Annotated in this window: 29 protein-coding genes; 24 read left to right on the top strand and 5 right to left on the bottom strand. The window is 61.9% G+C overall.

Going from position 1 to position 25,895, the window contains the following annotated elements:
• Positions 1-14: 14 nt before the first annotated feature.
• Both ACZ500_RS12665 and ACZ500_RS12660 read right to left on the bottom strand, forming a co-directional pair.
• Positions 15-734 carry a MotA/TolQ/ExbB proton channel family protein gene (locus ACZ500_RS12665; RefSeq protein WP_464232836.1) on the bottom strand — a complete coding sequence of 240 codons (720 nt, stop codon included), beginning with the start codon at positions 732-734 and terminating at the stop codon, positions 15-17.
• Positions 735-784: 50 nt separating this feature from the next.
• Positions 785-2,095 carry an aminotransferase class I/II-fold pyridoxal phosphate-dependent enzyme gene (locus ACZ500_RS12660; protein WP_464232835.1) on the bottom strand — a complete coding sequence of 437 codons (1,311 nt, stop codon included), beginning with the start codon at positions 2,093-2,095 and terminating at the stop codon, positions 785-787.
• Positions 2,096-2,342: 247 nt separating this feature from the next.
• On the opposite strand from ACZ500_RS12660, the gene ACZ500_RS12655 reads away from it, so the two are divergent.
• Together ACZ500_RS12655 and ACZ500_RS12650 are read left to right on the top strand one after the other, a co-directional pair.
• Positions 2,343-3,533, top strand: a complete 1,191-nt coding sequence (locus ACZ500_RS12655; RefSeq protein ID WP_464232834.1) for an acetyl-CoA C-acetyltransferase — start codon at positions 2,343-2,345, stop codon at positions 3,531-3,533.
• Positions 3,534-3,846: 313 nt separating this feature from the next.
• Positions 3,847-5,130, top strand: coding sequence for an acetyl-CoA C-acetyltransferase (locus tag ACZ500_RS12650; protein ID WP_464232833.1), 1,284 nt, complete (start codon positions 3,847-3,849; stop codon positions 5,128-5,130).
• A gap of 118 nt (positions 5,131-5,248) precedes the next feature.
• Here the strand turns inward: ACZ500_RS12650 and ACZ500_RS12645 are convergent, their stop codons facing one another.
• Positions 5,249-5,371 carry a hypothetical protein gene (locus ACZ500_RS12645; protein ID WP_464232832.1) on the bottom strand — a complete coding sequence of 41 codons (123 nt, stop codon included), beginning with the start codon at positions 5,369-5,371 and terminating at the stop codon, positions 5,249-5,251.
• A 37-nt stretch (positions 5,372-5,408) separates the two neighbouring features.
• Here ACZ500_RS12645 and ACZ500_RS12640 point away from each other — a divergent pair, with 37 nt between their 5' ends.
• The 8 genes from ACZ500_RS12640 (at position 5,409) to ACZ500_RS12605 (ending at position 13,178) form a co-directional block, all read left to right on the top strand.
• Complete coding sequence (locus ACZ500_RS12640) at positions 5,409-6,197, top strand: enoyl-CoA hydratase-related protein (RefSeq protein ID WP_464232831.1); 789 nt, start codon at positions 5,409-5,411, stop codon at positions 6,195-6,197.
• A gap of 188 nt (positions 6,198-6,385) precedes the next feature.
• A complete protein-coding gene (locus ACZ500_RS12635) occupies positions 6,386-7,534 on the top strand; it encodes an acyl-CoA dehydrogenase (RefSeq protein WP_464228538.1) in 1,149 nt (382 codons plus the stop codon).
• Positions 7,535-7,708: 174 nt separating this feature from the next.
• The gene (locus ACZ500_RS12630) at positions 7,709-9,394 is read left to right on the top strand and encodes an acyl-CoA mutase large subunit family protein (RefSeq protein ID WP_464232830.1); all 1,686 of its coding nucleotides are present in this window, start codon (positions 7,709-7,711) and stop codon (positions 9,392-9,394) included.
• Between the two features lie 264 nt (positions 9,395-9,658).
• Positions 9,659-10,069, top strand: a complete 411-nt coding sequence (locus ACZ500_RS12625; RefSeq protein WP_464228540.1) for a cobalamin B12-binding domain-containing protein — start codon at positions 9,659-9,661, stop codon at positions 10,067-10,069.
• Between the two features lie 5 nt (positions 10,070-10,074).
• The gene (gene meaB, locus ACZ500_RS12620) at positions 10,075-11,034 is read left to right on the top strand and encodes a methylmalonyl Co-A mutase-associated GTPase MeaB (protein ID WP_464232829.1); all 960 of its coding nucleotides are present in this window, start codon (positions 10,075-10,077) and stop codon (positions 11,032-11,034) included.
• A 68-nt stretch (positions 11,035-11,102) separates the two neighbouring features.
• Positions 11,103-11,354 (top strand): hypothetical protein, encoded by a 252-nt coding sequence (locus ACZ500_RS12615; RefSeq protein WP_464232828.1) that lies wholly within the window; start codon positions 11,103-11,105, stop codon positions 11,352-11,354.
• Between the two features lie 69 nt (positions 11,355-11,423).
• Entirely contained in the window at positions 11,424-11,972 is a 549-nt protein-coding gene (locus ACZ500_RS12610; protein WP_464232827.1) for a helix-turn-helix domain-containing protein, read from the top strand.
• A gap of 63 nt (positions 11,973-12,035) precedes the next feature.
• Positions 12,036-13,178, top strand: a complete 1,143-nt coding sequence (locus tag ACZ500_RS12605; protein ID WP_464232826.1) for an acyl-CoA dehydrogenase — start codon at positions 12,036-12,038, stop codon at positions 13,176-13,178.
• A gap of 7 nt (positions 13,179-13,185) precedes the next feature.
• Here the strand turns inward: ACZ500_RS12605 and gltX are convergent, their stop codons facing one another.
• Positions 13,186-14,595: a glutamate--tRNA ligase gene (gene gltX, locus ACZ500_RS12600; protein ID WP_464232825.1), complete on the bottom strand. Its 1,410-nt coding sequence runs from the start codon at positions 14,593-14,595 to the stop codon at positions 13,186-13,188.
• 258 nt (positions 14,596-14,853) lie between these two features.
• Here gltX and ACZ500_RS12595 point away from each other — a divergent pair, with 258 nt between their 5' ends.
• Entirely contained in the window at positions 14,854-15,084 is a 231-nt protein-coding gene (locus ACZ500_RS12595; protein ID WP_464232824.1) for a hypothetical protein, read from the top strand.
• Between the two features lie 21 nt (positions 15,085-15,105).
• On the opposite strand, the gene ACZ500_RS12590 is transcribed toward ACZ500_RS12595, so the two are convergent.
• Complete coding sequence (locus ACZ500_RS12590; RefSeq protein WP_464232823.1) at positions 15,106-16,191, bottom strand: hypothetical protein; 1,086 nt, start codon at positions 16,189-16,191, stop codon at positions 15,106-15,108.
• A gap of 310 nt (positions 16,192-16,501) precedes the next feature.
• Between ACZ500_RS12590 and ACZ500_RS12585 the strand changes: the two genes are divergently transcribed.
• The 13 genes from ACZ500_RS12585 (at position 16,502) to ACZ500_RS12525 (ending at position 25,894) form a co-directional block, all read left to right on the top strand.
• Positions 16,502-17,098 carry a YceD family protein gene (locus ACZ500_RS12585; protein WP_464232822.1) on the top strand — a complete coding sequence of 199 codons (597 nt, stop codon included), beginning with the start codon at positions 16,502-16,504 and terminating at the stop codon, positions 17,096-17,098.
• A gap of 5 nt (positions 17,099-17,103) precedes the next feature.
• The gene (rpmF, locus tag ACZ500_RS12580) at positions 17,104-17,286 is read left to right on the top strand and encodes a 50S ribosomal protein L32 (protein WP_464232821.1); all 183 of its coding nucleotides are present in this window, start codon (positions 17,104-17,106) and stop codon (positions 17,284-17,286) included.
• Positions 17,287-17,299: 13 nt separating this feature from the next.
• Entirely contained in the window at positions 17,300-17,431 is a 132-nt protein-coding gene (locus tag ACZ500_RS12575) for a hypothetical protein (RefSeq protein ID WP_464232820.1), read from the top strand.
• Between the two features lie 292 nt (positions 17,432-17,723).
• On the top strand, positions 17,724-18,749 hold the full coding sequence (plsX, locus tag ACZ500_RS12570) for a phosphate acyltransferase PlsX (protein WP_464232819.1): 1,026 nt from the start codon (positions 17,724-17,726) through the stop codon (positions 18,747-18,749).
• A gap of 62 nt (positions 18,750-18,811) precedes the next feature.
• The gene (gene fabG / locus ACZ500_RS12565; RefSeq protein WP_464232818.1) at positions 18,812-19,561 is read left to right on the top strand and encodes a 3-oxoacyl-[acyl-carrier-protein] reductase; all 750 of its coding nucleotides are present in this window, start codon (positions 18,812-18,814) and stop codon (positions 19,559-19,561) included.
• 127 nt (positions 19,562-19,688) lie between these two features.
• The gene (acpP, locus tag ACZ500_RS12560; protein WP_464232817.1) at positions 19,689-19,925 is read left to right on the top strand and encodes an acyl carrier protein; all 237 of its coding nucleotides are present in this window, start codon (positions 19,689-19,691) and stop codon (positions 19,923-19,925) included.
• Between the two features lie 97 nt (positions 19,926-20,022).
• Positions 20,023-21,270, top strand: coding sequence for a beta-ketoacyl-ACP synthase II (gene fabF, locus ACZ500_RS12555; protein ID WP_464232816.1), 1,248 nt, complete (start codon positions 20,023-20,025; stop codon positions 21,268-21,270).
• 70 nt (positions 21,271-21,340) lie between these two features.
• Entirely contained in the window at positions 21,341-21,769 is a 429-nt protein-coding gene (rpiB, locus tag ACZ500_RS12550; RefSeq protein ID WP_464232815.1) for a ribose 5-phosphate isomerase B, read from the top strand.
• A 25-nt stretch (positions 21,770-21,794) separates the two neighbouring features.
• A complete protein-coding gene (locus ACZ500_RS12545; RefSeq protein WP_464232814.1) occupies positions 21,795-23,042 on the top strand; it encodes a serine hydroxymethyltransferase in 1,248 nt (415 codons plus the stop codon).
• Positions 23,039-23,485: a deoxycytidylate deaminase gene (locus ACZ500_RS12540; protein WP_464232813.1), complete on the top strand. Its 447-nt coding sequence runs from the start codon at positions 23,039-23,041 to the stop codon at positions 23,483-23,485. The genes ACZ500_RS12545 and ACZ500_RS12540 overlap by 4 nt, the downstream gene beginning before the upstream one ends.
• Complete coding sequence (nrdR, locus tag ACZ500_RS12535) at positions 23,482-23,955, top strand: transcriptional regulator NrdR (protein ID WP_464232812.1); 474 nt, start codon at positions 23,482-23,484, stop codon at positions 23,953-23,955. Before ACZ500_RS12540 ends, nrdR begins: the two co-directional genes overlap by 4 nt.
• A 49-nt stretch (positions 23,956-24,004) precedes the next feature.
• Positions 24,005-25,153: a bifunctional diaminohydroxyphosphoribosylaminopyrimidine deaminase/5-amino-6-(5-phosphoribosylamino)uracil reductase RibD gene (gene ribD / locus ACZ500_RS12530; RefSeq protein ID WP_464232811.1), complete on the top strand. Its 1,149-nt coding sequence runs from the start codon at positions 24,005-24,007 to the stop codon at positions 25,151-25,153.
• A gap of 69 nt (positions 25,154-25,222) precedes the next feature.
• Positions 25,223-25,894 carry a riboflavin synthase gene (locus ACZ500_RS12525; protein WP_464232810.1) on the top strand — a complete coding sequence of 224 codons (672 nt, stop codon included), beginning with the start codon at positions 25,223-25,225 and terminating at the stop codon, positions 25,892-25,894.
• Position 25,895 lies beyond the last annotated feature (1 nt).

Here is a 25,895-nt window from a genome sequence, read left to right as displayed (position 1 = left end):
GTTACGCACCCGTGTCAGGCGCGGGCATCCGTTGTTGGCGCGTTGCCTGCGTGAGGCCCTTCCTTCATGACCGTCGCCTCGATCTGCCGGACGAATCTCGCGCCGAGGCGGTTCAGTTTGTTTTCGATGGCGCTCAACTTGCCGAGGAGGAAGTTGTGCGCCAGGGTGGCGGGGATCGCCACGATCAGGCCGAGGGCCGTGGTGACGAGTGCTTCGGCCATGCCCGGCGCCACCGCGGCGAGCGTTTTCTGGGTGAGCCCTTCGAAGCTTTGAAAGGAGTGCATAATCCCCCAGACCGTGCCGAAAAGGCCCAGGAGCGGTGCGGCGTTGGCGCAGGTGGCGAGGAAGGGAAGGGTGCTGAAGAGCCTGTCGGTCTGCGCCGCGATCTCGTCCCGGGTGGTTTGGCGGATGCTTTCCATGATGAGTTGGGCGTTGTCGGCGGAGTGGTTCTGCATAGCGCGCAGGCGCTTGAATTCGCTGAAGACCTCCAGGGCGAGGAGGGCTGACGGGGCGTCCTTGTGGCGCCCCGTCTTCTTGACATGCCCGTGCACATCCCGGATGTCGCCGGGCCAGCGCAGGTCGGCTGCGGCGGCCTTATCGGCGCGGCGAAACTGGATGGACTTCATCAGGATGATGGCCCAGCTGATCAGCGACATCACGAGCAGAATCGCCAGATCGATCCGGATGATCAGGGTCGAACGGCCGAGCATCAGCCAGAAATCGAATTCAGCCAAGGATCCTTATCCTCGCGCGCGCCGATGCACAGTGCACCGTGCGCCGCCGGCTACTTTTCCAGATCGCGTATGCCGCTGAGCACCGCGTCGAAAAGGGCCTGCACATCCCCCTCTTCGAGGCACGAAAACGCGACGCGCAGATCGGTCTTTCCGAGGGCGATGAGCCCTACACCATAATGATCCAGAAGGTGCACCCGCAGCTGCTCCGCATCCGCCGTCTTCAGTTTGAGGCACATGAAGTATCCGGAGTTGAACGGGTAGACGTCCCAGGCATCCTGGTATTTCGGATCCTGGAGCACGCGTTTGACCTCGCGGGCCCGCCCCGCCAGGATCTGGAACTTCTGCTCCTTTTCGATCGGATAATCGGGCGAAAGAAGCGCTTTCAGCACGATCTCCTGGCTCAGACGCGACGCGTTCGAGATGGAGCCCCGGACATCCCCCGCCGTTTTCCGCTCCAGGGCGTCGCAGGCGGCCTTTTCGTTTTTGAGGAACAACCCCCCATAGGTGATGAAGCCGACGCGAAGGCCCCAGACGAAGTTTTCCTTGGTGGCGCCGTCGAGTTTGACGGCCAGAAGCCGCGGGTGACGGTCGACCAGGCGGGTGAAGACCGATTCCTTGGAGGCGGTTTCGTCGTAGAAGAGGCCGAAGTAGGCGTCGTCCGTGAGGGCGAGGACATTGGTCCCGGCCTCGGCGACGGCCGTGAGGATCTCCCCGATCCGGTCGGCCTCCGCGGCGCCCACGGTGTAGCCGGTCGGGTTGTTGGGGAAGTTCAGGATGACGATGAGCTTTTTCCGCGAGGCCGCCTCCTTTTGGACGCAGGCCTCGAAGGCCTCCAGGTTGAACGCGCCCGACTCGTCGAAAAGTGTGTAGTTCACCACCTCCGCGCCCCTGCGAACGCCGAAGATCATATTGTAGTTGCCCCACATCTTGTCGGGCAGGATCAGGACGTCGCCCGGGTCGGCCCACATGTCGGCGATCACGCTGAGGCCGTGGGTGATCGCGTTGGTGACGATGGGGAGGCTGATGGTCTGGCCCTGCAAGGAGGGGTTCTTGGCGAAGAGCCCTTCCTGCCACACCTGGCGGAGTTTGGGAAGCCCGAACGAGGGGGCGTAGGTAAGCGCCTGTTCGGCGGTCAGACCGGAGATCGAGGCCATGACCGAAGGCAGGTACATGGTCTCGCCCTTTTCGGTCGCCATGCCGATAGTGGCGTTGAAGCGATAGGCCTTCTGCTTGGCCTCGGCGCTCTGCGCCAGGATGCCTTTCGGGAAGAAGAGGTTTCGGCCGACCTGGCTCAGCATGTCGAAAACGTGCGGGTTCGCCCCGCGGATGATCTCGTTCAGTTCCTGTGCGATGGGGTTCATGAAGGGTTCCTTTCTGGTTCGAAAAGTTAAGGATTTTGAATTACCTGTTGTTTGCGCAATGGTCAAGAAAAATTGCGGGCCTGTCCATGCCCGGGCCCGCCCGGGAGCCGAAAAAGGCGGTTTGCGGATGGAAACCTGCTTGACTTGAAACGTGTTACCTATATATAAAGATGCGAAAACTTAATGTGAAACCATTTCACACGCCCGTTTTTCGGGCGGGCGCAACAGGCGGAAAGGGGAAACGGTCATGCGGGATGTGGTCATCGTCAGTGCCTGCCGGACGGCCATCGGGGATTTTGCGGGCTCCCTGAAGAACAGCGTTGCGACGGATCTTGGTGCCCTGGTCCTCGCGGAGGCGGTAAAGCGGGCCGGGATCGCCGCCACGGACGTGGACGAAGTGATCATGGGCAATGTGCTTCCCCACGGGCTCGGCCAGAACCCGGGCCGTCAAGCGATGGTCAAGGCCGGCTTCCCCTGGGAGGTCGGTGCGATCACCGTCAATAAGGTGTGCGGCTCGGGTCTGAAGGCGGTCATGCTGGCGGCCCAGGCGATCCAGTGCGGCGATGCGGAGATCGTGGCGGCCGGCGGGATGGAGAACATGAACCTCTGCCCTTATCTGCTCGACAAGGCGCGGACGGGTTACCGCATGAACAATGCCCAGGTGATCGACGGGATGGTCTGCGACGGCCTCTGGGACCACGTGAACGATTTCCACATGGGGGTGAGCGCGGAGCTTGTCGCCGAGAAATACGGCGTAAGCCGCTCCGACATGGACGCTTTTGCCCTCGAATCCTATCGAAAGGCCTGGGCGGCCATCGAGGCTGGAAAATTCCGTGATGAGATCGTGCCCGTGGAGATCGCGGGCCGCAAGGGTGAAACCGTCCGCTTCGACACCGACGAGATCCCGCTGCGCAAGCCGCGCACCGGTGCGGAGGCCCTGGCCTCCCTCCGCCCCGCCTTCAAGAAGGACGGTGCCGTGACCGCCGGAAACGCCTCGAAGATCAGCGACGGGGCCTCGGCGTTGGTGGTGATGTCCCGGGAAAAGGCGCAGGCCCTGGGTTGCCGCCCGTTGGTCCGCGTCGGCGCACAGGGCGCCGCCGGCATCGACATGAAATACGTGCTGGTGGCTCCCATCCTGTCGATCCCCAAGGTGCTCGCCAAGGACGGCCTCAAGGTGTCCGACGTAGGGGTGCATGAGATCAACGAGGCCTTCAGCTCTTCGTCGGTCGCCATCAACCGGGAGCTGGGCATCGATCCGGCCCGGGTGAACGTCCACGGTGGGGCTGTGGCTTTGGGCCACCCGATCGGCGCCAGCGGCGCGCGGGTCCTGACGACCCTTATCTACGCCATGAAGGACCGGGGGACGGAGATCGGCCAAGCCTCGCTCTGTCTGGGGGGTGGTGAGGCCGTAACCCTGGTTGTCTACAACGAACCCTGATTTCCGGCTGGGTTTGCGGCCGGCCTGGCTTTGGCGGATCGGATGTGTCCGCCGCGGCTGCATCTGTCCGGGGGATAGTGCTTTTCAGGGGTTTTTCGCACCCGATTCGGGCGCGGTCTTCGATCAACATGATCCTCCAGCCTCGGAAGCCGGATTTTTAGCTTTGCCCGTCCGCTGCCAGGGTTGTGTGGAGGAGATGCTCCGGTCGCCGCAGGAGGAAATCACCGGCGTCCGGTCCGCGGGATCGGCCCGAAAAACCGCTTCTGTAATGAAAACGCGGATTATTTCATAAAAGAGAGAAGGAGAGAAAGACATGCGAGATGTAGTGATTGTTTCCGGCGCCAGAACGCCCGTAGGTTCATTCGGCGGCACGTTGAAGGATACCCCGGTGGTGCAGATGGGCGCCCTGGTTCTGAAAGAGACCCTCAAGCGGGCCGGCCTGCGGCCGGAGGCCTCCGAGAGCGTTCTCCAGGTTGCACCGGATCCGCTCAAGGGCACGGGCAGGATCGAGCTGGAAAACAAGTCGTATGACTACGACCAGGGCCTTCAGCCCGTATCGGTCGACGAAGTGGTGATGGGCAACGTGGTCGGCGCGGGGCAGGGCCAGAACGTAGCGCGGCAGGCGACCATCGCCGCCGGCATCTCGAAGGAGACGCCCGCCTTCACGATCAACAAGGTCTGCGCCTCGGGCATGAAGGCGCTGGCCCTGGCGGCTCAGGCAATCCGCCACGGCGAGGCGGATATCATGCTCGCCGGCGGCATGGAAAACATGAGCCTCATCCCCTACGCGATGCCCGCTGCCCGCTGGGGCGTCCGGATGAACAACACGCAGCTCGTGGACCTGATGGTCTTCGACGGGCTTTTCGAGATCTTCTATGGCTACCACATGGGCATCACCGCCGAAAATATCGGGGTGAAGTACGGCATCAGCCGCCAGGAGCAGGACGAATTGGGGGCCCTCAGCCACCAGCGGGCCCGTAAGGCCATCGTCGACGGCCTCTTCAAGGATGAGATCGTGCCCGTGCCGATCCCGCAGCGCAAGGGCGACCCGCTGTTCTTCGACACCGACGAGCGCCCCATGGATACGAGCGTCGAGAAGATGGCCAAACTCCGTCCGGCCTTCAAAAAGGATGGGGCGGTCACGGCTGGGAACGCCTCCGGGATCAACGACGCGGCTGCGGCGATGCTGCTGATGTCGGCCGAAAAGGCCAAGGAGATGGGGTTGAAGCCCATGGCCCGGATCAAGGCCTACGCCTCGGCGGCGATCGATCCGGCTTACATGGGTCTCGGGCCGATCCCCGCGGTCCGGAAGCTCCTCGCGAAGGAAAAGCTCTCCATGGGTGATTTCGGTGCGATCGAACTGAACGAGGCCTTTGCGGTCCAGGCGATTGCCTGCCTGCGCGAACTCGGCTGCGACCCGGAAAAGACCAACCCGCTCGGCAGCGGTATCTCGATCGGACACCCGATCGGCTGCAGCGGCGCGCGGATCGTCCTGACCCTGATCCACCGGATGCTCCGCGAGGGGTGCGACCTCGGGCTTGCCTCGCTCTGCATCGGCGGCGGTCAGGGCATGGCGATGGTGATCGAGCGGGCATAATCTGCTTTGCGGCTGGCAGATGGATCGAGGCCCCGCGTGTCCGGAAACGGCGGCGGGGCCGGCAAAGGCAGGAACTGGATGTATCCCCGGGAATGGTATGTTGAGGACGACCGGGTTTTCAATCCGGGAATGAGCATTTTTTGCCGTTATCAGGAAAATCGAGCGCTTGTGCGGAGGCGGCCTGCAGGTCGCCGCACGGGCAAACGCGCGGATTGACGCCGGGATTGGCAAGAGAGGCCATTTCCGGATAGAAACGATTCTCATTCAAGGAGTTCACGATGGCATACGCAAACATCATCTTCGAGGTTCAGGAAAATGTCGCAGTGATCAAATTCAACCGGCCGAAGGCCCTGAACGCGATCAACCCGGCGGTGCTGGCAGAGGTCAGCGCGGCCCTGGACGAGATCGAGGCCAACCGCGCGGTGAAGGTCCTGGTGTTCACGGGCGAGGGGGAGAAGTCCTTCATCGCCGGCGCGGACATTGCCCACATGGCGAACCTCTCGCCGCTCGAGGGGCGGAAATTCTCCCGCGAAGGGCAGGACCTGCTGCTCCGGATCGAAAAGCTGCCCATCCCGGTCATCGCATGCGTCAACGGATTTGCGCTGGGCGGCGGAACCGAGTTCGCGATGGCCTGTGATTTCATCTATGCTTCGGAGAAGGCGAAGTTCGGACAGCCGGAAAGCAACCTGGGGATCATCCCGGGCTTCGGCGGCACCCAGCGGCTCGCGCGGCTGGTCGGAAAGGCCATGGCGAAGGAACTCTGCATGACAGGCAACGTGATCGGCGCCGAAGAGGCCCGGCAGATCGGGCTGGCCAACAAGGTCTTTCCGGCGGATGCCTTATGGGAAGAGACTATGAAGACCGCCAAACTGATCGCGTCCAAGGGCAAGGTGTCCATGCGCGGGATCAAGCACTGCATCGACCGCGGGCTCGACGTGGACCTGCGGACAGGCTGCTACCTCGAGGCCGATGCCTTTGCGCTCTGCATGGCGAGCCCGGATGGCAGCGAAGGCATGAAGGCGTTCCTGGAAAAACGCAAGCCCGATTTCAAAGGGGAGTTGAGCTGATTTCCGTGCGGAAGGGGCTTTTTCGCTTGACCCCGCTAGCGATCTGAAGGGCTGCCTGCGAGATGCCCCTGGCGGGCCTTTTCGCGGGCGGATGCCCGAAGGCTCGTGCAGCAGGCAGGCGGAAATCCCCGCTTCCGCTCTGGAAACCTTGGGTTTCGTAATCTTTTCCGGATGGAGACGAGCCAGTTATGGATTTTGCACTGACTGAAGAACAGCAGATGGTCCGTGAAATGGCGCGCCGCTTCGCTGAAGCGGAGATCAAACCGAAGGCCGCCGAACTGGATGCGACCCATGCCCACCCGGCCGCGATCGTCCGGGAGTTGGGCGAGCTGAAGATGCTCGGCATCGCCGTGCCCGAGGAGTACGGCGGCGGCGGGATGGATTACGTGAGCTACGTGCTGGCCCTGATCGAGGTGTCGAAGGCCTGCGCATCGACCGGCGTCATCATGTCGGTCAACAACTCGCTTTACTGCTTCCCGGTGATGGCTTACGGGACCCACGAACAGAAGAAGAAGTACCTGGAACCCTGCGCCTCGGGGGCGAAGCTCGGCTGCTACGGGCTGACCGAGGCCGGGGCCGGCTCCGACCCGTCCGCGATGCGTACGACGGCCGTCAGGGACGGCGATCACTGGATCATCAACGGCGAGAAGAAGTTCATCACCAACGGAAACGTGGCCTCCTACTGCGTGCTCGCCGCCGTGACCGACAAGGGCAAGGGCTACAAGGGCATCAGCACCTTCGTGGCCGATCTCGAAAACACGCCCGGCTTCAAGGTGGGGCGGGTTGAGGAAAAGCTCGGCATCCTTGCCTCCGGCACGGCCGAACTGGTCTTCGAGGATGCCCGCGTGCCTGCCGACGCCCTGCTCGGCCATGAAGGCGAGGGGTTCAAGCAGATGTTGAGTACCCTGGACGGCGGCCGCATCGGGATCGCCTCTCAGGCCTTGGGCATCGGGCGGGCGGTGCTGGAGGAGGCGCTCGCATACTCCAAGACGCGTGAGCAATTCAACAAACCCATCTCGACCTTCCAGGCGATCCAGTGGAAGCTGGCCGACATGGCGACGGAGCTGGATGCCGCGGAGCTCTTGACCCTGCGGGCGGCTTGGCTCGAAGACCATCACATGCCCTATGAAAAAGAGGCCGCCATGGCCAAGATGTTCGCTTCGGACGCGGCGATGCGCGCCTCGATCGAGGGGATCCAGATCCTGGGCGGCTACGGCTATTCCCGGGAATACCCCATGGAGCGGCACATGCGGGACGCCAAGATCTGCCAGATCTACGAAGGGACCAACGAGATCATGCGCCTGGTGGTGGCCCGGAACCTCCTCAAAGGCAAGTAGGGGCGCTCCTTCCGGGGAGGGAGCAGCCCCTTCGAGGGTATAGGGATCGGCTGCCGCAGACCGGCCGCTGTCCCGCGCTTTTTCTCGGGCATGCCGGGTTCAGGCGCCGAGTCAATCATCGTCGATCCACCGGCTGGTTCGACGGGGTCATCGGTCCAAATAGGAGGGTGCCGTATGTCTACGACCTTCAACCCGAAGGTGTTCGGGGACATCGAGAAGGCTGAAGAGCGCTGGCGGAAAGAGCTGGAAAAGATCTTCAGGCAGCACGGCGAGAGGCTGGAGCGGTTCTCGACCGTGTCGGATGTCGAGATCGACCGCATCTATACGCCGCTCGATGTCCGGGATCAGCGGTATATGGGGGCCCTGGGCTTCCCGGGCGAGTATCCGTTCACCCGCGGCGTGCAACCGTCCATGTACCGTGGACGTCTCTGGACGATGCGCATGTTCGCCGGGTTGGGCACGGCCAGGGACACCAACCGCCGGTTCCACCTGCTGGTCAAAGCCGGCCAGACCGGCCTGTCGACGGCCTTCGACATGCCGACCCTCATGGGCTACGACTCCGACGCCCCCAAGGCCCGCGGTGAATGCGGGCGCTGCGGGGTCGCTATCGACACCCTGAAGGACATGGAAGACCTCTTCGAAGGTCTGCCGATCGATCAGATCACCACCTCCATGACCATCAACCCGCCCGCCTCCATCATCTGGGCCATGTATATCGCGATGGCCGAAAACCGCGGGATACCGCGCGAGGTGATCGGGGGGACGATCCAGAACGACATGCTGAAGGAATTCATCGCCCAGAAGACCTTCATGTGCCCGCCGCGGCCCTCCGTCCGGCTGGTGACCGACACCGTGGAGTTCGGGACCCGGGAGGTCCCGCGCTGGAACACGATCAGCATCAGCGGCTACCACATCCGGGAGGCGGGCTCGACAGCGGTGCAGGAGTTGGCCTTCACCCTGGCCGACGGGATCGCATACACCGAAGAGGCCGTGAAACGCGGCCTGCCGGTCGATTCGTTCGCGCCGCGCTTCTCCTTTTTCTTCAACTCCCATCTGGATTTCTTCGAAGAGGTCGCCAAGTTCCGGGCGGCCCGGCGGATGTGGGGCAAGATCATGCGCGAGCGCTTCAAGGCGCAGAATCCGCGCTCCTGGTGGCTGCGGTTCCACACCCAGACGGCCGGCTGCTCGCTGACGGCCCAGCAGCCTTACAACAATGTGGTCCGAACGGCGCTCGAGGCGCTGGCGGCTGTCCTGGGCGGGACTCAGTCGCTGCACACCAATTCGCTCGACGAGGTCCTCGCGATCCCCACCGAGGAGGCGGCCACGATCGCGCTCCGGACCCAGCAGATCATCGCGGAGGAATCCGGGGTGGCCAACACGATCGATCCGCTCGGCGGCTCCTATTTCGTGGAGGCGCTCACGGACAAGATGGAGCGGGACGCTTTCGAGATCATCCAGAAGATCGACGACATGGGGGGTATGCTCGCGGCGATCGAGCGCAATTACCCGCAGCAGGAGATCGCCGACGCGGCCTACCATTACCAGCGGCAGGTCGACGCCGGCCAGAAGACCGTGGTGGGGGTCAACAAGTACGTCACCGACGAGGATATCCCGGTGGAGATCCTGGAACTCGACGAAGAGCTCGAGCGGCTCCAGATCGAAAAACTCGACCGCGTCAAGTCGCTGCGCGATGCGGCCAGGGTGGCGGAGTGCCTCGAACGGGTGGGCGAGGCGTGCGCCGCCGAGAAGAACGTGATGGAGCCGGTGATCGCGGCCGTCAAGGCGCAGGCCACCCTGCAGGAGGTCTGCGACGTGTACCGCTCGGTGTTTGGCACCTACCGGGACCCGGGGATCTACTGAGGCCGAGGCCGGCGAAACACCGCTGCGCCGATCCCGCAGCGACGGGAGGGACTGACCTCGATCGGGTTGTGCCCTTCGGCGGAAGAGGGCGGTTTGCTGAAGATGGCCTGGTTGGACTTTTCGGGGCGCGGGCTGCAGCCTTCGGGCTGCTGGATGGAGCGGGTTGAAGGGGTGGGCCGTCGGTCCGGGCGTTCGGCGGCCCCCTGAAGATCGCGACGTGCGTTTACAGCGGTTTGGTTCCAAGGTTAGCGTGAGGAGGAGAAGATGACAGGCGGCAGAAGGGTTCGGGTCATGGTGGCGAAGCCGGGGCTTGACGGTCACGACCGGGGGGCGCGGATCATTGCGAGGGCCTATCGCGACGCCGGTTTCGAGGTGGTGTACAGCGGCCTTCATCAGAGCCCTGAAGAGATCGTGGAGGCCGCCATCCAGGAGGATGTGGACATGATCGGGCTTTCGAGCCTCGCAGGGGCCCATCGCTATCTTTTTCCACGCGTGGTGGAGCTTCTGAAAGAGAGCGGGGTCGACGACATCATCGTCGTCGGGGGCGGGATCATCCCGGAAGACGACATCCCGAGGATGAAGACCGCGGGGATCAGGGAGATCTTCACGCCTGGCACGCCGCTCGACCAGATCGTCCAATGGGTGAGGGACCACGTCACCCCGAGGGAGGCCTGAACCCGATGAACGAGGTCGTCGAGAAGGTGATCGCCGGGGATATCCGCACCGTTGCGCGGCTCATTCGCGACATCGATGACCGGATGCCGCATGTGAGAAGCATTCTCAAAGCGCTTTACCCCCACACGGGCCGAGCCTATGTGATCGGGATCACCGGTGCGCCCGGTGTGGGCAAGAGCACCCTGGTGGACCGGATGATCAGTTATTTGCGCCAGCGGGGAAAGACAGTCGGCGTCCTGGCCGTCGATCCGACCAGCCCCTTCAGCGGCGGGGCCATTCTGGGCGACCGGGTCCGGATGCAGCGCCACAGCATGGACAAGGGGGTTTTCATCCGCTCCCTCGCGACGCGGGGGCACTTCGGCGGGGTGACGCAATCGACGCGCAGCGCCATCGATGTCCTGGATGCCATGGGAAAGGACTATATCATTGTCGAGACCGTGGGCGTAGGCCAGGACGAGGTGGATGTGGTCAAGAGCGCGCACACGACCGTGATCGTCGTGATCCCGGGGATGGGGGACGATATCCAGGCCATCAAGGCGGGGATCCTCGAGGTGGGCGACATCTTTCTGATCAACAAGGCCGATCGGGATGGGTCCGACAAGACCATGACGGATCTCCGACTCATGATCGACATGGATCAGAAGAAATTTGCCGAAGGGCGCTGGAAGCCGCCCATCCTCAAGGCCCAGGCGGTCTTCGACGAGGGGGTGGCCGAACTGATCGAGGCGATCGATCGGCACCGGGCCTATATCGAAGAGACCTGCGGGACCCTGCGGTTCCGGCAGCAGCGGGGGCGGGTGCGCGAGGAACTGGTGCAGATGATCAAGGACCGGCTGGTCGAGGAGATGATCGGGCGCCTGATCGCGTCGGGCGAATTCGACCAGGCGGTGGATCTGATCGCCGACGGGTCGCTCGATCCCTATTCCGCCTGTGACGATCTTGTCCTGCCGCACCTTCAGATCTAGCGGGACCGCGCGGGCGGGCGGAGCCCTCTGCGTGGCAGGCGTCCGTCGGGCGGGATCGGAGGACAAACATGTCTAAGGGCCTATGGTGGCTGCGGCAGTGCGCCATGGTGGCTGCGGCGCTGTTTTTCCTTCTCTTCGGCGTATACGTTCTCATCGCCGCTTACCATTTGAACGATCCCTTTTCCTTTGTCATGACCTTTTTTGCGTCCAACCTGATGATCCTGATCAGCCTTGCCCTTCTGGCAGGCTTTGTCTTTCAGATGTTCAAGGTTTTCAAGAAACCCGAAGAAGAAGATCGGCCGGGCGGACCGGTGGTTTGAGGCCCTGATGCGGAGGCGGCGGGGCCTTCGGCTCAATACCCGTGAACGGATTCAAGGGAGGGAAATCCCATGCCGCAAGAACAGTCGAGCAAGCCATTCGGCAAGCGCCTCGCGGCGCTGCGGAAGAAAAAAGGCCTGACCCTCAAACATCTCGGCAACGAGACGGGGCTTGCGCCCAAGTACATCTCGCAGGTCGAAAAGGGGGAGGTCATTCCCCCGGTGGCGGTGATCCTTCAGCTTTCGAAGGCCCTGGAGGTCGACTCCAGCATCCTTTTGAAGGAGGAAAAGAAGCGGGCCGACGAAAAATCCGCCGAAGACTACCGCAAACGCACGGAGGACTATACGTACGAAAACCTGACCCCCGAGGCGCGGCACAAGCACCTGAAGGCCTTCAAGATCTTTATCGATCCGCGCTCCGAGCACAAGGGTGTCAGCTACCAGCATCCCGGCGAGGAGTTCGTCTATGTGCTCCAGGGCGAGGTGGAGGTGATGGTGGGCGAGAACCGGAACGTCCTCGCCCCGGGCCAGAACGTCCACTTCGACTCATCGATTGTCCACAGGCTCAGGAATCTGAGCGGCGAAAGGGCCGAACTCCTGGTGGTGCTCTACACCCCCTGAGGCAGGGTCCGTCGTGCGGCGCGGATGGTTCTCTGGTTCCAACCGTTTGAGCGAGGGGGAGGCATGGGCTACCAGTTGACGGAAGAACAGCGGATGATCCAGGCGATGGTCAGGGACTTCGCCCGCGAGGAATTGCTGCCGACGGCGGCCGAACGGGACCGCACTTGCGAGTTCCCGCGGGAAAATCTGCGGAAGATGGGGAATCTCGGGTTGATGGGGATGAACGTCCCGGCGGAGTACGGCGGCGCGGGGGCGGACACGGTCAGCTACTCGGCGGCGATGCAGGAGGTCGCCTATGCCTGCGCCGCGACGGCGGTCATCATGTCCGTCCACAACTCCGTCGCCTGCGGCCCGATCTACCTCTTTGGGTCGGATACCCTCAAAGAGACCTACCTCAAACCGCTCGCCGCCGGGGAGAAAATCGGCTCCTTCGCGCTGACGGAGCCTTCGGCGGGGTCCGATCCGGCAAGCCAGCACACGAAGGCCGAGCGGGACGGCGACAGCTATGTCATTACCGGGAACAAGATCTTCATCAGCACCGGCAAGAACTCCGATGTCACCGTGGTGACCGCGTACACGGACAAGGGCAAGCGCCATAGGGGGATCAGCGCCTTCGTGGTCGAAAAGGGAACCCCGGGGTTTTCGGTCGGGAAAGAGGAGGAGAAGATGGGGCTCAGGGCCTCGGACACGGTGGAATTGGTCTTCGATCAGTGCCGCGTTCCGGCCCGGAATCTCCTCGGCCAGGAGGGGGACGGCTTTCTGATCGCCATGGCATCCCTCGACGGCGGCCGGATAGGGATCGCCTCTCAGTCGGTCGGGATCGCCCAGGCCTGCCTCGAAGCCAGCGTGAACTACGCCAGGGAGCGGGTTCAGTTCAACAAGAGCATCTCGCAGTTCCAGGGGATCCGCTGGATGATCGCCGACATGGCCCTCGAGATCGAGGCCGCGCGCCTCCTCACCTTCAACGCCGCCGCGATGCGGGATCGGGGCGAAAACTTCGGCGCCGCAGCGTCGATGGCCAAGCTCTACGCCTCGGAGATGGCCAACCGGGCGGCCTACAAGGCCATCCAGGTGCACGGCGGGTACGGGTACATGAAGGATTTTCCGGTGGAGCGCTATTACCGCGACGCACGGGTCTTGACGATCTACGAGGGGACCTCCGAGATCCAGCGCCGCGTGATCGCCAAGCACATCTTCGGACGCTGAACCCGTTCTACCGTTTGGCCTCGATGTGGCGCAGGACGCGGTCGATTCGCCGCAACACCTCGTCACGGCCGAGGACCACCATCACCTCGAACAGGCCCGGGCTGGCCGTTCGGCCGGTCAGGGCCAGGCGCAGCGGTTGGGCGACTTCCTTCAGCTTGATGCCGCGCTCCTCGAGAAAGGCCCTGAACAGGTCCTCCAGGGCGCCTTCGTTGAACGCCTCCATCCTTTTCAGCCGCTTGGCGAGGTCCTCGAGGTGGGGCAGGACCTCGGGGACCAAGAACTTCTTCTCCCCCTTTTCTTCGTAGGTCAACCCCTTATCGAAGTACATCCGGGCCGCCTCGGCCATCTCGACCAGGGTCCGGCTGCGCGGTTTGAGGGTTGCGACCGCCGCCTCGAGTTGCTTGGCCGGAACGCCCCGGATGCCGATCGCCTCCAGGAAGGGGACGAGCAGGCCGGCCAGATCGTTGTCGGGTGTTTCACGGATGTACTGCGCGTTCAGGTCGATCAGCTTTTCGAGGTTGAAGACGCCGGCGGACTTGCCGACGTTTTCGAGCGAAAATTTTTCGATGAGTTCTTCCCGTGTGAACTTCTCCTGGTCGCCGTAGGACCATCCCAGGCGGACAAGGGCGTTCAGGAGCGCGTGCGGGAGGTAGCCCATGTCGCGGTAGGCGAGGACCGACATGGCGCCGTGGCGTTTGCTCAGACGGGTCTTGTCGGGGCCGAGGATCATGGGGACGTGGCCGTAATGGGGCGTCGGCGCCCTCAGGGCGTTGTAGATCTGGATCTGCCGGGGGGTGTTGTTGACGTGGTCGTCCCCGCGGATCACGTGCGTGATCCCGAGGTCGATGTCGTCGGCCACCACCGCCATGTGATAGGTCGGGCTGCCGTCCGAGCGGCGCAGGATGAGGTCGTCCAACTCTTCGTTCGAGATGCGGATCGGCCCTTTGATCAGGTCGTCGAAATGGGTGGAGCCGGTGGTGGGGCATTTGAGCCTGACGACGGAGCCCGGGGCCGGCCCGAGGCCGAGGTCGCGGCATGTGCCATCGTATTTCGGTTTGAGACCCTTGGCCTTGGCGGCGCTGCGCTTCGCTTCCAGGAGTTCGGGGGAGCAATGGCAGTGGTAGGCCTTGCCTTCGGCGAGCAGTTGGTCGATGGCGCGGTTGTAGAGGTCGTAGCGCCGGGACTGGAAATACGGGCCGGCGTCCCAGTCGAGCCCCAGCCACTGCATGGACTCGATGATCGCCTGCGCGGCCTCGTCCGTGGAGCGCGCCTGGTCGGTGTCCTCGATCCGCAGGATAAACGTCCCGCCGTGCCTGCGGGCGAAGAGCCAGTTGAAAAGCGCTGTTCGGGCGCCGCCGATATGCAGGTAGCCGGTGGGGCTCGGGGGAAATCGGGTGACGATCTTTTGTACGCTCATGGAATCGAAAAGCCTCCGGAGAAAGTATAGATAAACCAGGCGCCGGGCCCTGTAAAGAAACCTTGGACCCGCGCCCCGGCAGGGGTGGGACTGAGCAGGCGGGGCCTGTGAAGAATATTCCTCGGTTTCGGGTCGAAATAAACCTATAATATAGCACATGTCTTTCAGAAGGACCAAGCGGATCGTGAACCGTAACCTGCGGAGGGCGGCTGGACTTTTGCCGCACGCATGTGGGGGGGCCGTGCCGGGGGAAAGGAAATGACATCATTGTGGCTGTCGGTGCGGGTGGACGCCTATTCGGGATACAAGGCCGACGAGCGGCCCATCGCCTTTGAATACAAAGGGAGGGAGCACCGCATCGAGGAGATTCTGGACCGCTGGTACGGGGAGGACGACGATTATTTCAAGGTGCGCACAGTGGAGAAGGACGTTTATATCCTGCGGTGCCGGCGGGGAACGGGGGTGTGGTTCCTGGCTCTCGAACGGTGAGGTTTCCGTTCGGCCGGAGGCTCAGGAGGGCGGCTTGGGGGGCGGTTCGGGGCTGCTGCTGTATACCCAGCTGTAGCTGATCGGCTGGGCGTTGAGCGCGTTGATCCGCGGGTGAAGGAATTCGTCCTCGATGCGAAGCCAGTTGTAGGCCGGTTTGAGTCTGCGGAGCTTGCCGTCTTCCGGGGGGCGGCCGTAGACCGTGTGGCTGTATCGGGCTTCGGCGATGCCGATGGAAAAGCCTTCGGCCGGATACAGGTGATTCGCCTTGAAGGCTTCGGGAGAAACGCTCTCTTTCCCGGCCAGTTGTTCGACCTGGCGCTCGTTCAGTTGAACGAGGTGGAATTTGGAGACGCCGGACTCGGAGTACTTGTACATGCTTCGGGACTCCGAACTCGAAACGAAGATGGTCGAGATGCAGTCGAGCGAGCGCAAGAGTTGTGCGGCGATGAGCCCCGCCGTCCGTCTTCCCCCGACGCTGTGGTGGCATCCGTAGTATTCGAAGAGTTTATTCTGGAGGATGCGCCCCTGTTTGTCACCGTTTTCATAAAGGTGATTCTGGATATAGCGAAGCCCTTTCGCGAGGTCCTGGGCGGCTTCGGCGATGGGCCAGTCGATCTTGACGTGGAAATGGGTGAGGGCGTAGCGGTTGCGCTTTACGACGGTGGGATCTTGCTGGATCAGCAGGGCGTAGTCGATGTTGAGCAGCCCCTCCACCAGATCGAAGAAGCCGGGCGTTTCGAAATAGCGCAGATTGCGATGGAATCGTTTATAGAGGGCGAAATTGGCTAGATAGGCGAGGTTCTTCTTGATGACGGAGTTTTCCGGGAAGAACCGAATATAGGTTTTCTGCTGCGGCTTGAGCTTCCCTTCGCAAAAGATGACGATAAAGGTATTGTCGAGGGCCGACTCCTTTTCCATGCGCTTGGATTTGGGTTTGAGTTCGCTTCTGTCGACAAATGGATATTCGATTCCCTCCCTTTCGTAATTGTAAAAGGAATCGACCAGGGCGATCTTCATCAGTTGCCGCTCGAGGGAGTCCCGCAGAATTTCATAGAAGGAACGTCTGAGTTTTTCGTAATAATTGAGATTTTGCCGCGACTTCCACATAGATCACATCAAGGCGGGGTATGAATCGAGCACGATTGCGACTCTCGGCCTATGAAAATCTTTATTCTGGTAAATATCATAAGGATGTGGCAAACGTCAATAAAAAAATAAAACGTAAGAAAAATAAGTTCAATACATTTAAAGCTTGCTGAGATATGGCTGCAGGAATTAAATTCTTGACAAAGGTAAGCCTATTTATATACTAAATCTTTTATTTTTTTGATGGGCGCTGATGCCGGAGGGATGCGGATTCAAAGAAGCTCCGCCGTGCCGAGGCGGCCTGCGCATGTACTGAGGCCGCCTAAAATCGATGATGACCCCGTCCGGGCGGAAAGGGCGGCCGGACGGCGGACGGAAAGGATCGAACCCGTTGATCATTGATCTTCGAACCATTACAGGTCCTTATCGGGAGTTCAGTTTTGAGCTGACGCCGGGCTGGTGGCGGTCCGAAGGCCCGGACGATCCGGTCTTGGGGCTGGACGGCCCCATTTCCGTTTCGGCGACCTTGTCTCGGTTGGGAAGCAAATTTGTCCTCGAGGGCCACATGAGCGGGAGGCTCAAGGTTCCTTGTGACCGATGTCTCGAGACCTATATCCTTCCGGTTGACGCCGCATTCCGCCTGTTTCTCGTGCTGCCTCCGCCCGGCGAGGCCGGGGAGGAGGTCGAGTTGAGCGAAGAGGACCTTTCCACTGATTACATCACCGCCAACGAGATCGATCTGGCCGAACTGGTCCGGGAACAGATCTACCTGGCGCTGCCGATGAAGCTGCTTTGCCGGGAAGACTGCCGAGGGATCTGCCCCCAATGCGGGGTCAACCTGAACGAGGCGGCTTGCCGTTGCAAGGAAGACCGGACCCATCCGGCCTTTGCAAAGTTTAAAACCTTAAAGATTCAAGGAGATGGATAAACGATATGGCTGTCCCCAAGAAACGGAAATCCAGAGCGAAGCGTGATACGCGCCGGGCGCACGATCATGTAAATCTGCCCAACCTTTCGACCTGCCCGCAGTGCCATGAGCCGGTGCTCCCGCATCGGGTCTGCCCTGAGTGTGGCACTTACAAAGGAAGGACCATTATCGCCAAAGAAGAGAGCTAGTTTCCATCCGGAAATGGTCTTTTTTGCCAATCTCGGCGTCAATCTGCACGTTTGCTTGTGCGGCGACCACCAGGTCGCCTCCGCGCAAACGCTTGATTTCCTTGATATTGACAAACCGGGACCCGCCGCGAAGCGGTGGGACTGAGCACCCGAAGGGTGTGAAGAAAAAATCCTCATTTCCGGACTGGACACGAGCTGGATTCCATTTGACAGGTGGTCTCCTTGATCCTGGCCAAGGCGGACCCCCCGCAAGGGTTGCGCTGCGCTGCGAAGCCGTGGCCCACCCTGCAGGGGAGGGATTGAACGGCGAAGACGTTCGAAAAATAGACCTTTTCCGGTATGGAGGCACCCGGTGCCGCGTTTTTTCCCGAATCGGCGTGTCCTGACAGGCAGCGGACCCGGACCGAAAATCGTTTGAAGGATGGAAACGGGCTGGCATGATCGTGGCGGTGGATGCCATGGGAGGGGATCTCGCACCGGATGCCATTGTTCGAGGGGCCGTTGAGGCCGCTAGAGAGCGTGGCATCGAGGTGGTTCTGGTGGGTCGTGAACCCGCGATCCGCAAATCCCTGCGCTCCCAGCGAGCGGTGTCGGGGGTGTTCGTCCACCACTGCGAGGATGTCGTGGAGATGGGCGAATCGCCTATGAAGGCGGTTCGTGGTAAGAAAGGTGCCTCGATCCGTGTGGCCTTCGAACTCATCAAAGCCGGTAAGGCGCAGGCGGTGGTCAGCGCCGGCAATTCGGGTGCGACGCTGGCTGCGGGGCTCCTGATACTCGGCCGGCTGGAAGGTGTCGATCGGCCTGGCATCGCAACCTTGCTCCCGTCACCATCCGGCCCCGTCGTCCTGATCGATGCGGGTGCGAACGTGGACTGCAGGCCTTCACACCTCCTGCAGTTCGGTCTGATGGCGCATGCCTTTTCCTCGGCCTGTCTCGGGGTCCGTCGGCCGAGAACCGCCCTCCTGAACATCGGTGAAGAGGTCAGCAAGGGGAATGAGCAGGTGCGCGCGGCTTGGGAGCTTTTCACGCGGAGCCCGCTCCATTTCATCGGCAATGTCGAGGGGAGGGATATTCTTTCGGGCGCCGCCGATGTCATTGTGTGCGATGGCTTTGTGGGCAATGTGGTCCTGAAGCTGATCGAGGGGCTGAGTGACCAGATGGAGGCGCTGATGCGGGCGGAGCTGCGCCGCTCGACGGCGGGGCGTCTGCTGCTGTTGGCCGGGGGCCGCGCCCTTGCGCGGGCGCGCAGGGTGCTCGACTACGCAGAGTACGGTGGGGCGCCGCTTTTGGGGATTCAGGGCGTGGGCATGATCTGCCACGGCGGATCGCCGCCCCGGGCCATCAAGAACGCGGTCATTTTGGCGGCCCGGTATGTGGAAAACCGGGTGCTGGATAAAATGGCCCGGCAGCTGATTTCAGTTCAAACTATAAACAACGATCACGAAAAACAGGTGGTTTCCTGACGTGCTCCTCTGCCGGAGCCGGGTGCGGTCGGTGGCGGGAGCGGTGCAATCGAGGTGAGAGAATGGGAGAAGAAGCTTCCAGGGTCGTGATGATCACCGGAGGATCCAGGGGAATCGGGAGGGCAACGGCCTACGCCTTTGCGGAGGAGGGCGCCCGTCTGGTCCTGGCCCACTACGATCCGGATGAAACTGCTGCCGAGGAGACCCTCGCCGTGCTCAAATCGCGGGGCATCGCGGCGGAGAGCCACCGTGTCGATGTCTCTTCCTACCCGGTTGTTACGGCCCTTTTGAATGACATCCTCGATCGATTCGGCCGTATCGACGTGCTGGTGAACAATGCCGGCATCACCCGCGACAAGATTCTCGTGCGGATGAGTGAAGAGGAGTGGGATGCCGTCATCCAGGTGAACCTGAAGAGCGTTTTCAACTGCACCCAGGCCGTGTTGAAGCCGATGCTGAAGCAGCGGTCGGGCTGCATCGTGAGCCTCTCGTCGGTCGTGGCCGAGCGCGGCAATTTCGGGCAGGGAAATTACGCCGCCTCCAAGGCGGGGGTCCTGGGATTCACCCGGAGCGTAGCGCGGGAAGTCGCCTCGCGTGCGATCAGGGTCAATGCCGTTGCCCCGGGTTTCATCGAGACGGATATGACGGCGGTCCTGCCCGAAAAGGTGAAGGAGAGCTTCATCGAGCAGATTCCCCTGGGCAGGATGGGGCATCCCGAGGATGTGGCCAACGCCGTTTACTGGCTCTGCTCGGACAAGGCCGCCTACCTGACGGGGCAAGTGATCCACGTCAACGGCGGGATGTATATGTAAAATTCCGAGGACCATTGCTTTTGAGGGGGTCTTCGGTTACATTGGGCGGGTCGGCCGGCCGGCCCTTGCGGGTCGCTGCGCGGTAAGAGTTTAGGTTTCTTTATGATCTCAAGGAGGTATCGCAAGAATGGGTCAGGTGGAAGACAAGGTTAAGAAGATTATTTGCGAACAGCTGGATGTGCCCGAGGAAGATGTGGTTCCAGAGGCCTCTTTTGTGGACGATCTCGGTGCGGATTCCCTGGATCAGGTCGAACTGATCATGGCCATGGAGGAAGAGTTCGATATCTCGATCCCTGACGAGGATGCGGAGAAGATCGCAACCGTCCGGGACGCCATCGACTACATCAAGAAAACCATCGGTTGATCCCTCCGGATTCTACCGTCCAGGCCCCGCGGGTGAGGTCTTCCAGGAGCGTGGAGCCTCCGTGGGGCCGATATAAAGAGGCAGATGGAGGCAGAGGATGGCCAAGCGGGTTGTCGTAACGGGCATGGGCATGGTGAGCCCTCTCGGAACCGGTGTGCAGAAGAACTGGGAGGCGGTCATCGCCGGAAAGTCGGGCATCGGCCGGATCACCAAATTCGATCCGTCGCCCTTCTCGAGCCAGATCGCAGGAGAGGTAAAGGATTTCGATCCGTCCGATTTCATGGACAAGCAGGAGATCAGGCGGTTCGATGTGTTTATCCACTATGCCATGGCGTCGGCGAAGATGGCGATGGCGGATTCCAGCCTCAGGGTCGATGCGTCCAATGCCGACCGTGTTGGCTGCGTCACGGGATCCGGTCTGGGCGGATTGGGTATGCTGGAGCATTATCACCAGGTTCTGATGGAAAAAGGACCCCGCCGAATCAGTCCCTTCTTCATTCCGGGCATCATCGCCAATATGGCCCCTGGCCTGATCGCCATTGAATTCGGGGCCATGGGTCCGAACCTCTCGATCGAGACGGCGTGTGCCGCGAGCACGCACGCGATCGGGGAATCCTTCCGCATGATCCGCGAAGGAATGTGCGATGCCATGATCACCGGCGGGGCCGAGGCGGTCATTACGCCGCTGGCCCTCGGCGGATTCTGCTCCATGAAGTCGCTTTCGACGCGGAACGACGATCCTGAAAAGGCTTCGCGTCCCTTCGATCTCGATCGGGATGGTTTCATCATGGGAGAGGGTGCGGGGATTCTGGTCCTGGAAGAACTGGAGCACGCCTTGTCCAGGGGTGCACCGATCTATGCGGAGGTGGTCGGCTATGGCCTCAGCGGGGATGCCCACCATGTATCCGCGCCGCATCCCGAAGGGGCGGGGGCGGTCCTCTGTATGCGCATGGCGCTTGCCTTTGCCGGGATGAAGCCCGAGGAAGTCGATTGCATCAACGCCCACGGCACGTCCACGAAGCTGAACGATGCCGCGGAAAACCGGGCGATCAAAGCCGTTTTCGGCGAGCATGCGTCGAAGATCGCCGTCAGTTCGACGAAATCGATGACCGGTCATCTGCTCGGGGGGGCGGGCGGTCTGGAGGCCATCTTTTCGGTTCTGACCCTGAAGGAAGGCATCATCCCCCCGACGATCAATTACGAAACCCCTGACCCGGAGTGCGACCTCGACTATGTGCCGAATGTCGCCCGCAGGGCGGCGGTCAGCACTGTCATGTCGAACTCTTTTGGTTTCGGTGGCACCAACGGCTCCTTGCTTTTCAAGCGTTACGAGCCCGAGGGCTGAAAGGGGACACGATCCTTTTACGCAGGGGGCGAGGCCGCGTCCCCTGCAGCAGGCAAAAGACGGGCATCACATGGATATTATCATCGGTTCAGATCACGCCGGCTTCGATCTCAAGGAAGCCTGCAGGCGCCATTTGAGTGAAACGTCGAACCACCACGTCGTGGATGCGGGGACCTTCGACCACGCTTCCATGGATTACCCGCGGGTCGCGCACCAGGTGGCGCAGGCGATTGCGAACGGCGAATACCAGCGGGGCATCCTGATCTGCGGCACCGGAATCGGGATGAGTATGGTCGCCAACCGCTACCGCAAGGTGCGGGCGGCGCTGTGCTGCAACCTTTATACGGTCAAGATGGCGCGTCTGCACAACGACGCGAACATCCTCGCCATGGGCGGCCGGGTGATCGGCGAGGGGATCGCCCTCGAGATGGTGGACCTTTTTCTGGAGACCTCCTTCGAAGGGGGTCGCCACGCGCTGCGGGTGGCGCAGTTCGATTGAGGGGCGGACGTTGCGGGACACATCTTTGAAAGAATCCGACAGTGAGGTCTTCGAGGCCATCGGACGGGAGGTCGCGCGCGAGCGGGACGGGCTCGTCATGATTGCGTCCGAGAACTACGCGAGCCGGGCTGTCATGGAGGCCCAGGGCTCCGTGATGACCAACAAGTATGCCGAAGGCTATCCTGGGGCGCGCTATTACGGCGGATGCGAATATGTCGACACGGTGGAGCACCTCGCCATCGAGCGGGCTCGTACGCTGTTTGGGGCGGAATACGCCAATGTCCAGCCGCATTCGGGTTCGCAGGCCAATATGGCGGTTTACCTCTCGTTTCTGGGGCCGGGGGACACCATCCTCGGGATGGGCCTGGCTCAGGGGGGGCATCTGACGCACGGGAGCGCGGTCAGCTTTTCTGGCAAGCTATACAATGCCGAGTCTTACGGGGTGCATCCCGAATCGCACCGGATCGATTATGATCAGGTGCGCGATCTGACCCGGCGGCACAAGCCGCGGATGATCATCGCCGGCGCGAGTGCCTACCCCCGTTATATCGATTTTGCCCTCTTCGCTGAAATCGCCCATGAAAACGACGCCTACCTGATGGCCGACATGGCCCACATCGCCGGCCTCGTGGCGGCCGGGCTGCACCCTACGCCGATCGGCCGGGCGGATTTCGTGACGACCACGACCCACAAAACGCTGCGGGGTCCGCGCGGCGGGTTGATTCTCTCGGATGCCAGATATCGGGAAAAGCTCGATAAGGGCCTCTTCCCGGGGGTTCAGGGCGGCCCCCTGATGCATGTGATCGCCGCCAAGGCGGTGGCCTTGGGGGAGGCGCTGGGGGCGGAGTTCGTCGCCTACCAGAAGCAGGTGGTTCAGAACGCGAAGGAGCTGGGGGAGGCCTTGACGGGGTTCGGGTTCGAGCTGGTCTCGGGCGGGACCGATAACCATCTGCTCCTGCTCGACCTGAACAACCGGGACCTGACGGGCAAGGCAGCCGAGGCCGCCTTGGTCAGGGCCGGCATCGTCGCCAACAAAAACGCTATTCCCTACGATCGGCGCGGACCCAAGGTCACGAGCGGCTTGCGGCTTGGGACGCCGGCATTGACCACTCGGGGGATGGGAACCGAAGAGATGCGTCTGATCGCCGGTTGGATCCGGGATGTGCTGGAGCATCCGGAGTCGGAGGGGACGATTGGTGCTGTGGGCCGGGAGGTGCGGGCCTTGTGTCACCGGTTCCCGGTTTACAGCTACCTGGAAGGGGGCAAGGCGTGACGCGGCCGTCCTGGCCGGAGTATTTCATGACCATCGCGGAGACGGTGGCGACGCGGTCAACCTGCCTGCGCCGCCATGTGGGGGCTGTCCTGGTGAAGGACAAGCGCATCCTGTCGACGGGGTACAACGGCGCGCCGGCGGGGCTCGCGCATTGCGAGGAGGTCGGCTGCCTGAGAAACGATACATCCATTCCTTCGGGTCAGCGGCACGAGTTGTGCCGTGGGCTGCACGCGGAGCAGAACGCCATCGTGCAGGCGGCTTTTCATGGAATCGCCATCTCCGGCGCCACACTCTATTGCACCAACAAGCCCTGTGTCATCTGCTCCAAGATGATCATCAATGCCGGGATCCGCGAGGTCTATTATGCAGAGGGGTATGACGACGATCTGGCGGACCGGATGCTCGCCGAGGCAGGGGTGGAGGTGATCAAGGTCGAGCGATGAAATGCCCTTATTGCGGGAAGATCAATAACAAGGTCATCGACTCCCGCCTCAGCAAGGACGGACGGATGATCCGCCGTCGGAGGGAATGTCTGGCCTGCAAGAGGCGTTTCACCACCTATGAAAAGCTGGAAGAACTCCTGCCCATGGTCGTGAAAAAGGACGGCCGCAGGGAGAATTTCAGCCGCGAAAAGATCATCTCGGGCATCCGGAAGGCCTGCCAGAAACGGCCCATCAGCATGACCAGGATCGAGGAGTTCGTGGACGCACTGGAACTCCAGTTCCAGGAGACGGGCAAGAAGGAGTTGTCCAGCACGGATATCGGGGAGCGGGTGATCAATGAGCTGAGGGATTGGGACGAAGTCGCCTACGTTCGGTTCGCCTCCGTCTACCGGCAGTTCCGCGATATCAACGAGTTCATGAGCGAGTTGGAGCAGATGCTGAAATCGCGGCAGGACACGCAGGCGGAGTGATTGGGGGGGACGGGGCTCCTCTCACTCGGATGGAAAGTGATAGCCGATCATGGAATCTTCTCGAAAAGACCGGTTCACCGGAGCGAGCCGAGGGCGGCCGCTCGATGTGAGGTTTATGCGGATCGCGTTGCGCGAGGCGCGGAAGGGTCTGGGATGTACCTCTCCCAACCCGGCTGTGGGCGCTGTGATTGTGAGAGAGAACAAGATCGTCGCGACGGGTTATCACCGTAAGGCGGGCATGCCGCATGCCGAGATCGAGGCCCTGAAGAAGCTCGGAGGCCGAGCGCCCGGCGACACCCTGTACGTTACCCTGGAGCCCTGCAACCACCAGGGGCGGACGCCGCCCTGCACCGCCGCCATCCTTCGGAGCGGGATCCGGCGCGTCGTGGTGGGCGCGATGGACCCGAACCCCAAGGTGGTCGGGGGAGGATGCGATTACCTCCGGGCCAATGGTTTGGATGTCACCACAGGTGTTCTCGAGGAGGACTGCCGCCGGTTGAATGAGGATTTCAACACGTTTGTCACCACAGGGCGTCCCTTCGTGATCCTCAAGAGCGCTATGACCCTGGACGGCTGGACCGCCACGGCGACCGGCCATTCGAAATGGGTGACGGGCGAGGCCTCGCGCGCCTTCGTCCACCGGCTGCGCGACCGTGTGGATGCCGTCATGGTCGGGGTAGGAACGGTTCTTTCCGACGACCCCCAGCTGACGGCCCGGCTCGAACGGAGCAAGGGGAAAGACCCCTTGCGGATCGTTTTGGATACTCATCTGAAGACCCCGCCGGAGGCCAGGCTGCTCAATCAGGACTCCGAGGCCGAAACGTGGCTTGCGGCCGGGGAAGAGCTGAAAGGGCGAGTGCCCGCTGCACTGGATAAGAAGGGGGTGGCCGTACACCACTTCCCCTCTTCCGACGGCCTGATCGATCTGCCTGCGCTTTTTGACTGGCTTGGTTCGAAGATGGTTACCAGCATCTTGGTGGAGGGTGGGAGCCGTGTAGCCGGGAGCCTGATCCGGCAGAGGCTGGTCGATAAGTTTTATCTGTTCAAGGCGCCGAAGCTCCTGGCGGGGGACGACGGCATCCCGATGGTGGCCGGACCTGGCTGCCGGGACATGGCAGCCTGCCTCGTGCTGCGGGACATCGAGGTGCAGCGCTTCGGGGACGATATCATGGTTGCAGGTTATCCGAACTATCGGTGATATGGGTCCAGGTGGGTTGCGGGCTCCGTAACGATTTGATCAACGAGCCGTTCGAGGTATACGGGCGTTATGTTTACCGGATTGGTGGAGGGGATCGGAACGATCGTCGGCATCAGCCGTGTGGGCGGCGATGTGCGTCTGACGGTGCGCCCAGGTTTTTCCATGGATTGCCGCATCGGTGACAGTGTCAGTGTAAGCGGTGCCTGCCTCACCGTGACGGACTTGACCGGACGGGTCGTCGGGATGGATGTCTCTACCGAAACGCTTCGTTGCACCACCCTTGGCCGCCTCAAGACGGGGGACACGGTCAACCTCGAGCGCGCCCTGCGGCTGGGTGATCGGTTGGGCGGCCATCTGGTGGCCGGGCATGTGGACGGCGTCGGGACCATCCGCACCAAGGAGCGCCGCGAGCGGTCGTGGCTGATGCGGATCGCGGTGGATGCAAACCTGACGGCCTATATGATCGACAAGGGGTCCGTGGCGGTCGAGGGGGTCAGCCTGACCATCAATCGCACCGGCGCTGATTTTTTCGAATGCAATATCATTCCTCAGACGGGACGGGAAACGGTGCTCCTTGAGCGGCGCATCGGAGACCCGGTGAATATAGAGACCGACCTCATCGGCAAGTATGTCGAGAAGTTTTTCCTCAGGGGAAACGCCGCCTCGAGGCGGGAGCCGGAGGGTCAGGAGAGGCCGGGCATTACGTTGGAAATGCTCTATCAGAATGGATTTGGTGATTGAG

Source organism: Desulfatiglans parachlorophenolica, from assembly GCF_055394735.1.
Note: the sequence above shows the minus strand (reverse complement) of the source record. Positions and strands in the feature narration are given on the sequence as shown.

Excerpts from the sequence above, each read along its gene's own strand:
- ACZ500_RS12585 (WP_464232822.1), top strand. The coding sequence starts at position 16,502 with ATGATGACCCCGTCCGGGCGGAAAGGGCGGCCGGACGGCGGACGGAAA.
- rpmF (WP_464232821.1), top strand. The coding sequence starts at position 17,104 with ATGGCTGTCCCCAAGAAACGGAAATCCAGAGCGAAGCGTGATACGCGC.
- ribD (WP_464232811.1), top strand. The coding sequence starts at position 24,005 with ATGGAATCTTCTCGAAAAGACCGGTTCACCGGAGCGAGCCGAGGGCGG.
- ACZ500_RS12645 (WP_464232832.1), bottom strand. The coding sequence starts at position 5,371 with ATGGCCTCTCTTGCCAATCCCGGCGTCAATCCGCGCGTTTGCCCGTGC.
- plsX (WP_464232819.1), top strand. The coding sequence starts at position 17,724 with ATGATCGTGGCGGTGGATGCCATGGGAGGGGATCTCGCACCGGATGCC.
- rpiB (WP_464232815.1), top strand. The coding sequence starts at position 21,341 with ATGGATATTATCATCGGTTCAGATCACGCCGGCTTCGATCTCAAGGAA.
- ACZ500_RS12605 (WP_464232826.1), top strand. The coding sequence starts at position 12,036 with ATGGGCTACCAGTTGACGGAAGAACAGCGGATGATCCAGGCGATGGTC.
- ACZ500_RS12590 (WP_464232823.1), bottom strand. The coding sequence starts at position 16,191 with ATGTGGAAGTCGCGGCAAAATCTCAATTATTACGAAAAACTCAGACGT.
- ACZ500_RS12650 (WP_464232833.1), top strand. The coding sequence starts at position 3,847 with ATGCGAGATGTAGTGATTGTTTCCGGCGCCAGAACGCCCGTAGGTTCA.
- ACZ500_RS12615 (WP_464232828.1), top strand. The coding sequence starts at position 11,103 with ATGTCTAAGGGCCTATGGTGGCTGCGGCAGTGCGCCATGGTGGCTGCG.
- ACZ500_RS12595 (WP_464232824.1), top strand. The coding sequence starts at position 14,854 with ATGACATCATTGTGGCTGTCGGTGCGGGTGGACGCCTATTCGGGATAC.
- fabG (WP_464232818.1), top strand. The coding sequence starts at position 18,812 with ATGGGAGAAGAAGCTTCCAGGGTCGTGATGATCACCGGAGGATCCAGG.
- ACZ500_RS12640 (WP_464232831.1), top strand. The coding sequence starts at position 5,409 with ATGGCATACGCAAACATCATCTTCGAGGTTCAGGAAAATGTCGCAGTG.
- ACZ500_RS12525 (WP_464232810.1), top strand. The coding sequence starts at position 25,223 with ATGTTTACCGGATTGGTGGAGGGGATCGGAACGATCGTCGGCATCAGC.
- ACZ500_RS12635 (WP_464228538.1), top strand. The coding sequence starts at position 6,386 with ATGGATTTTGCACTGACTGAAGAACAGCAGATGGTCCGTGAAATGGCG.
- ACZ500_RS12630 (WP_464232830.1), top strand. The coding sequence starts at position 7,709 with ATGTCTACGACCTTCAACCCGAAGGTGTTCGGGGACATCGAGAAGGCT.
- nrdR (WP_464232812.1), top strand. The coding sequence starts at position 23,482 with ATGAAATGCCCTTATTGCGGGAAGATCAATAACAAGGTCATCGACTCC.
- ACZ500_RS12660 (WP_464232835.1), bottom strand. The coding sequence starts at position 2,095 with ATGAACCCCATCGCACAGGAACTGAACGAGATCATCCGCGGGGCGAAC.
- ACZ500_RS12575 (WP_464232820.1), top strand. The coding sequence starts at position 17,300 with ATGGTCTTTTTTGCCAATCTCGGCGTCAATCTGCACGTTTGCTTGTGC.
- ACZ500_RS12625 (WP_464228540.1), top strand. The coding sequence starts at position 9,659 with ATGACAGGCGGCAGAAGGGTTCGGGTCATGGTGGCGAAGCCGGGGCTT.
- acpP (WP_464232817.1), top strand. The coding sequence starts at position 19,689 with ATGGGTCAGGTGGAAGACAAGGTTAAGAAGATTATTTGCGAACAGCTG.
- ACZ500_RS12655 (WP_464232834.1), top strand. The coding sequence starts at position 2,343 with ATGCGGGATGTGGTCATCGTCAGTGCCTGCCGGACGGCCATCGGGGAT.
- fabF (WP_464232816.1), top strand. The coding sequence starts at position 20,023 with ATGGCCAAGCGGGTTGTCGTAACGGGCATGGGCATGGTGAGCCCTCTC.
- gltX (WP_464232825.1), bottom strand. The coding sequence starts at position 14,595 with ATGAGCGTACAAAAGATCGTCACCCGATTTCCCCCGAGCCCCACCGGC.
- meaB (WP_464232829.1), top strand. The coding sequence starts at position 10,075 with ATGAACGAGGTCGTCGAGAAGGTGATCGCCGGGGATATCCGCACCGTT.
- ACZ500_RS12610 (WP_464232827.1), top strand. The coding sequence starts at position 11,424 with ATGCCGCAAGAACAGTCGAGCAAGCCATTCGGCAAGCGCCTCGCGGCG.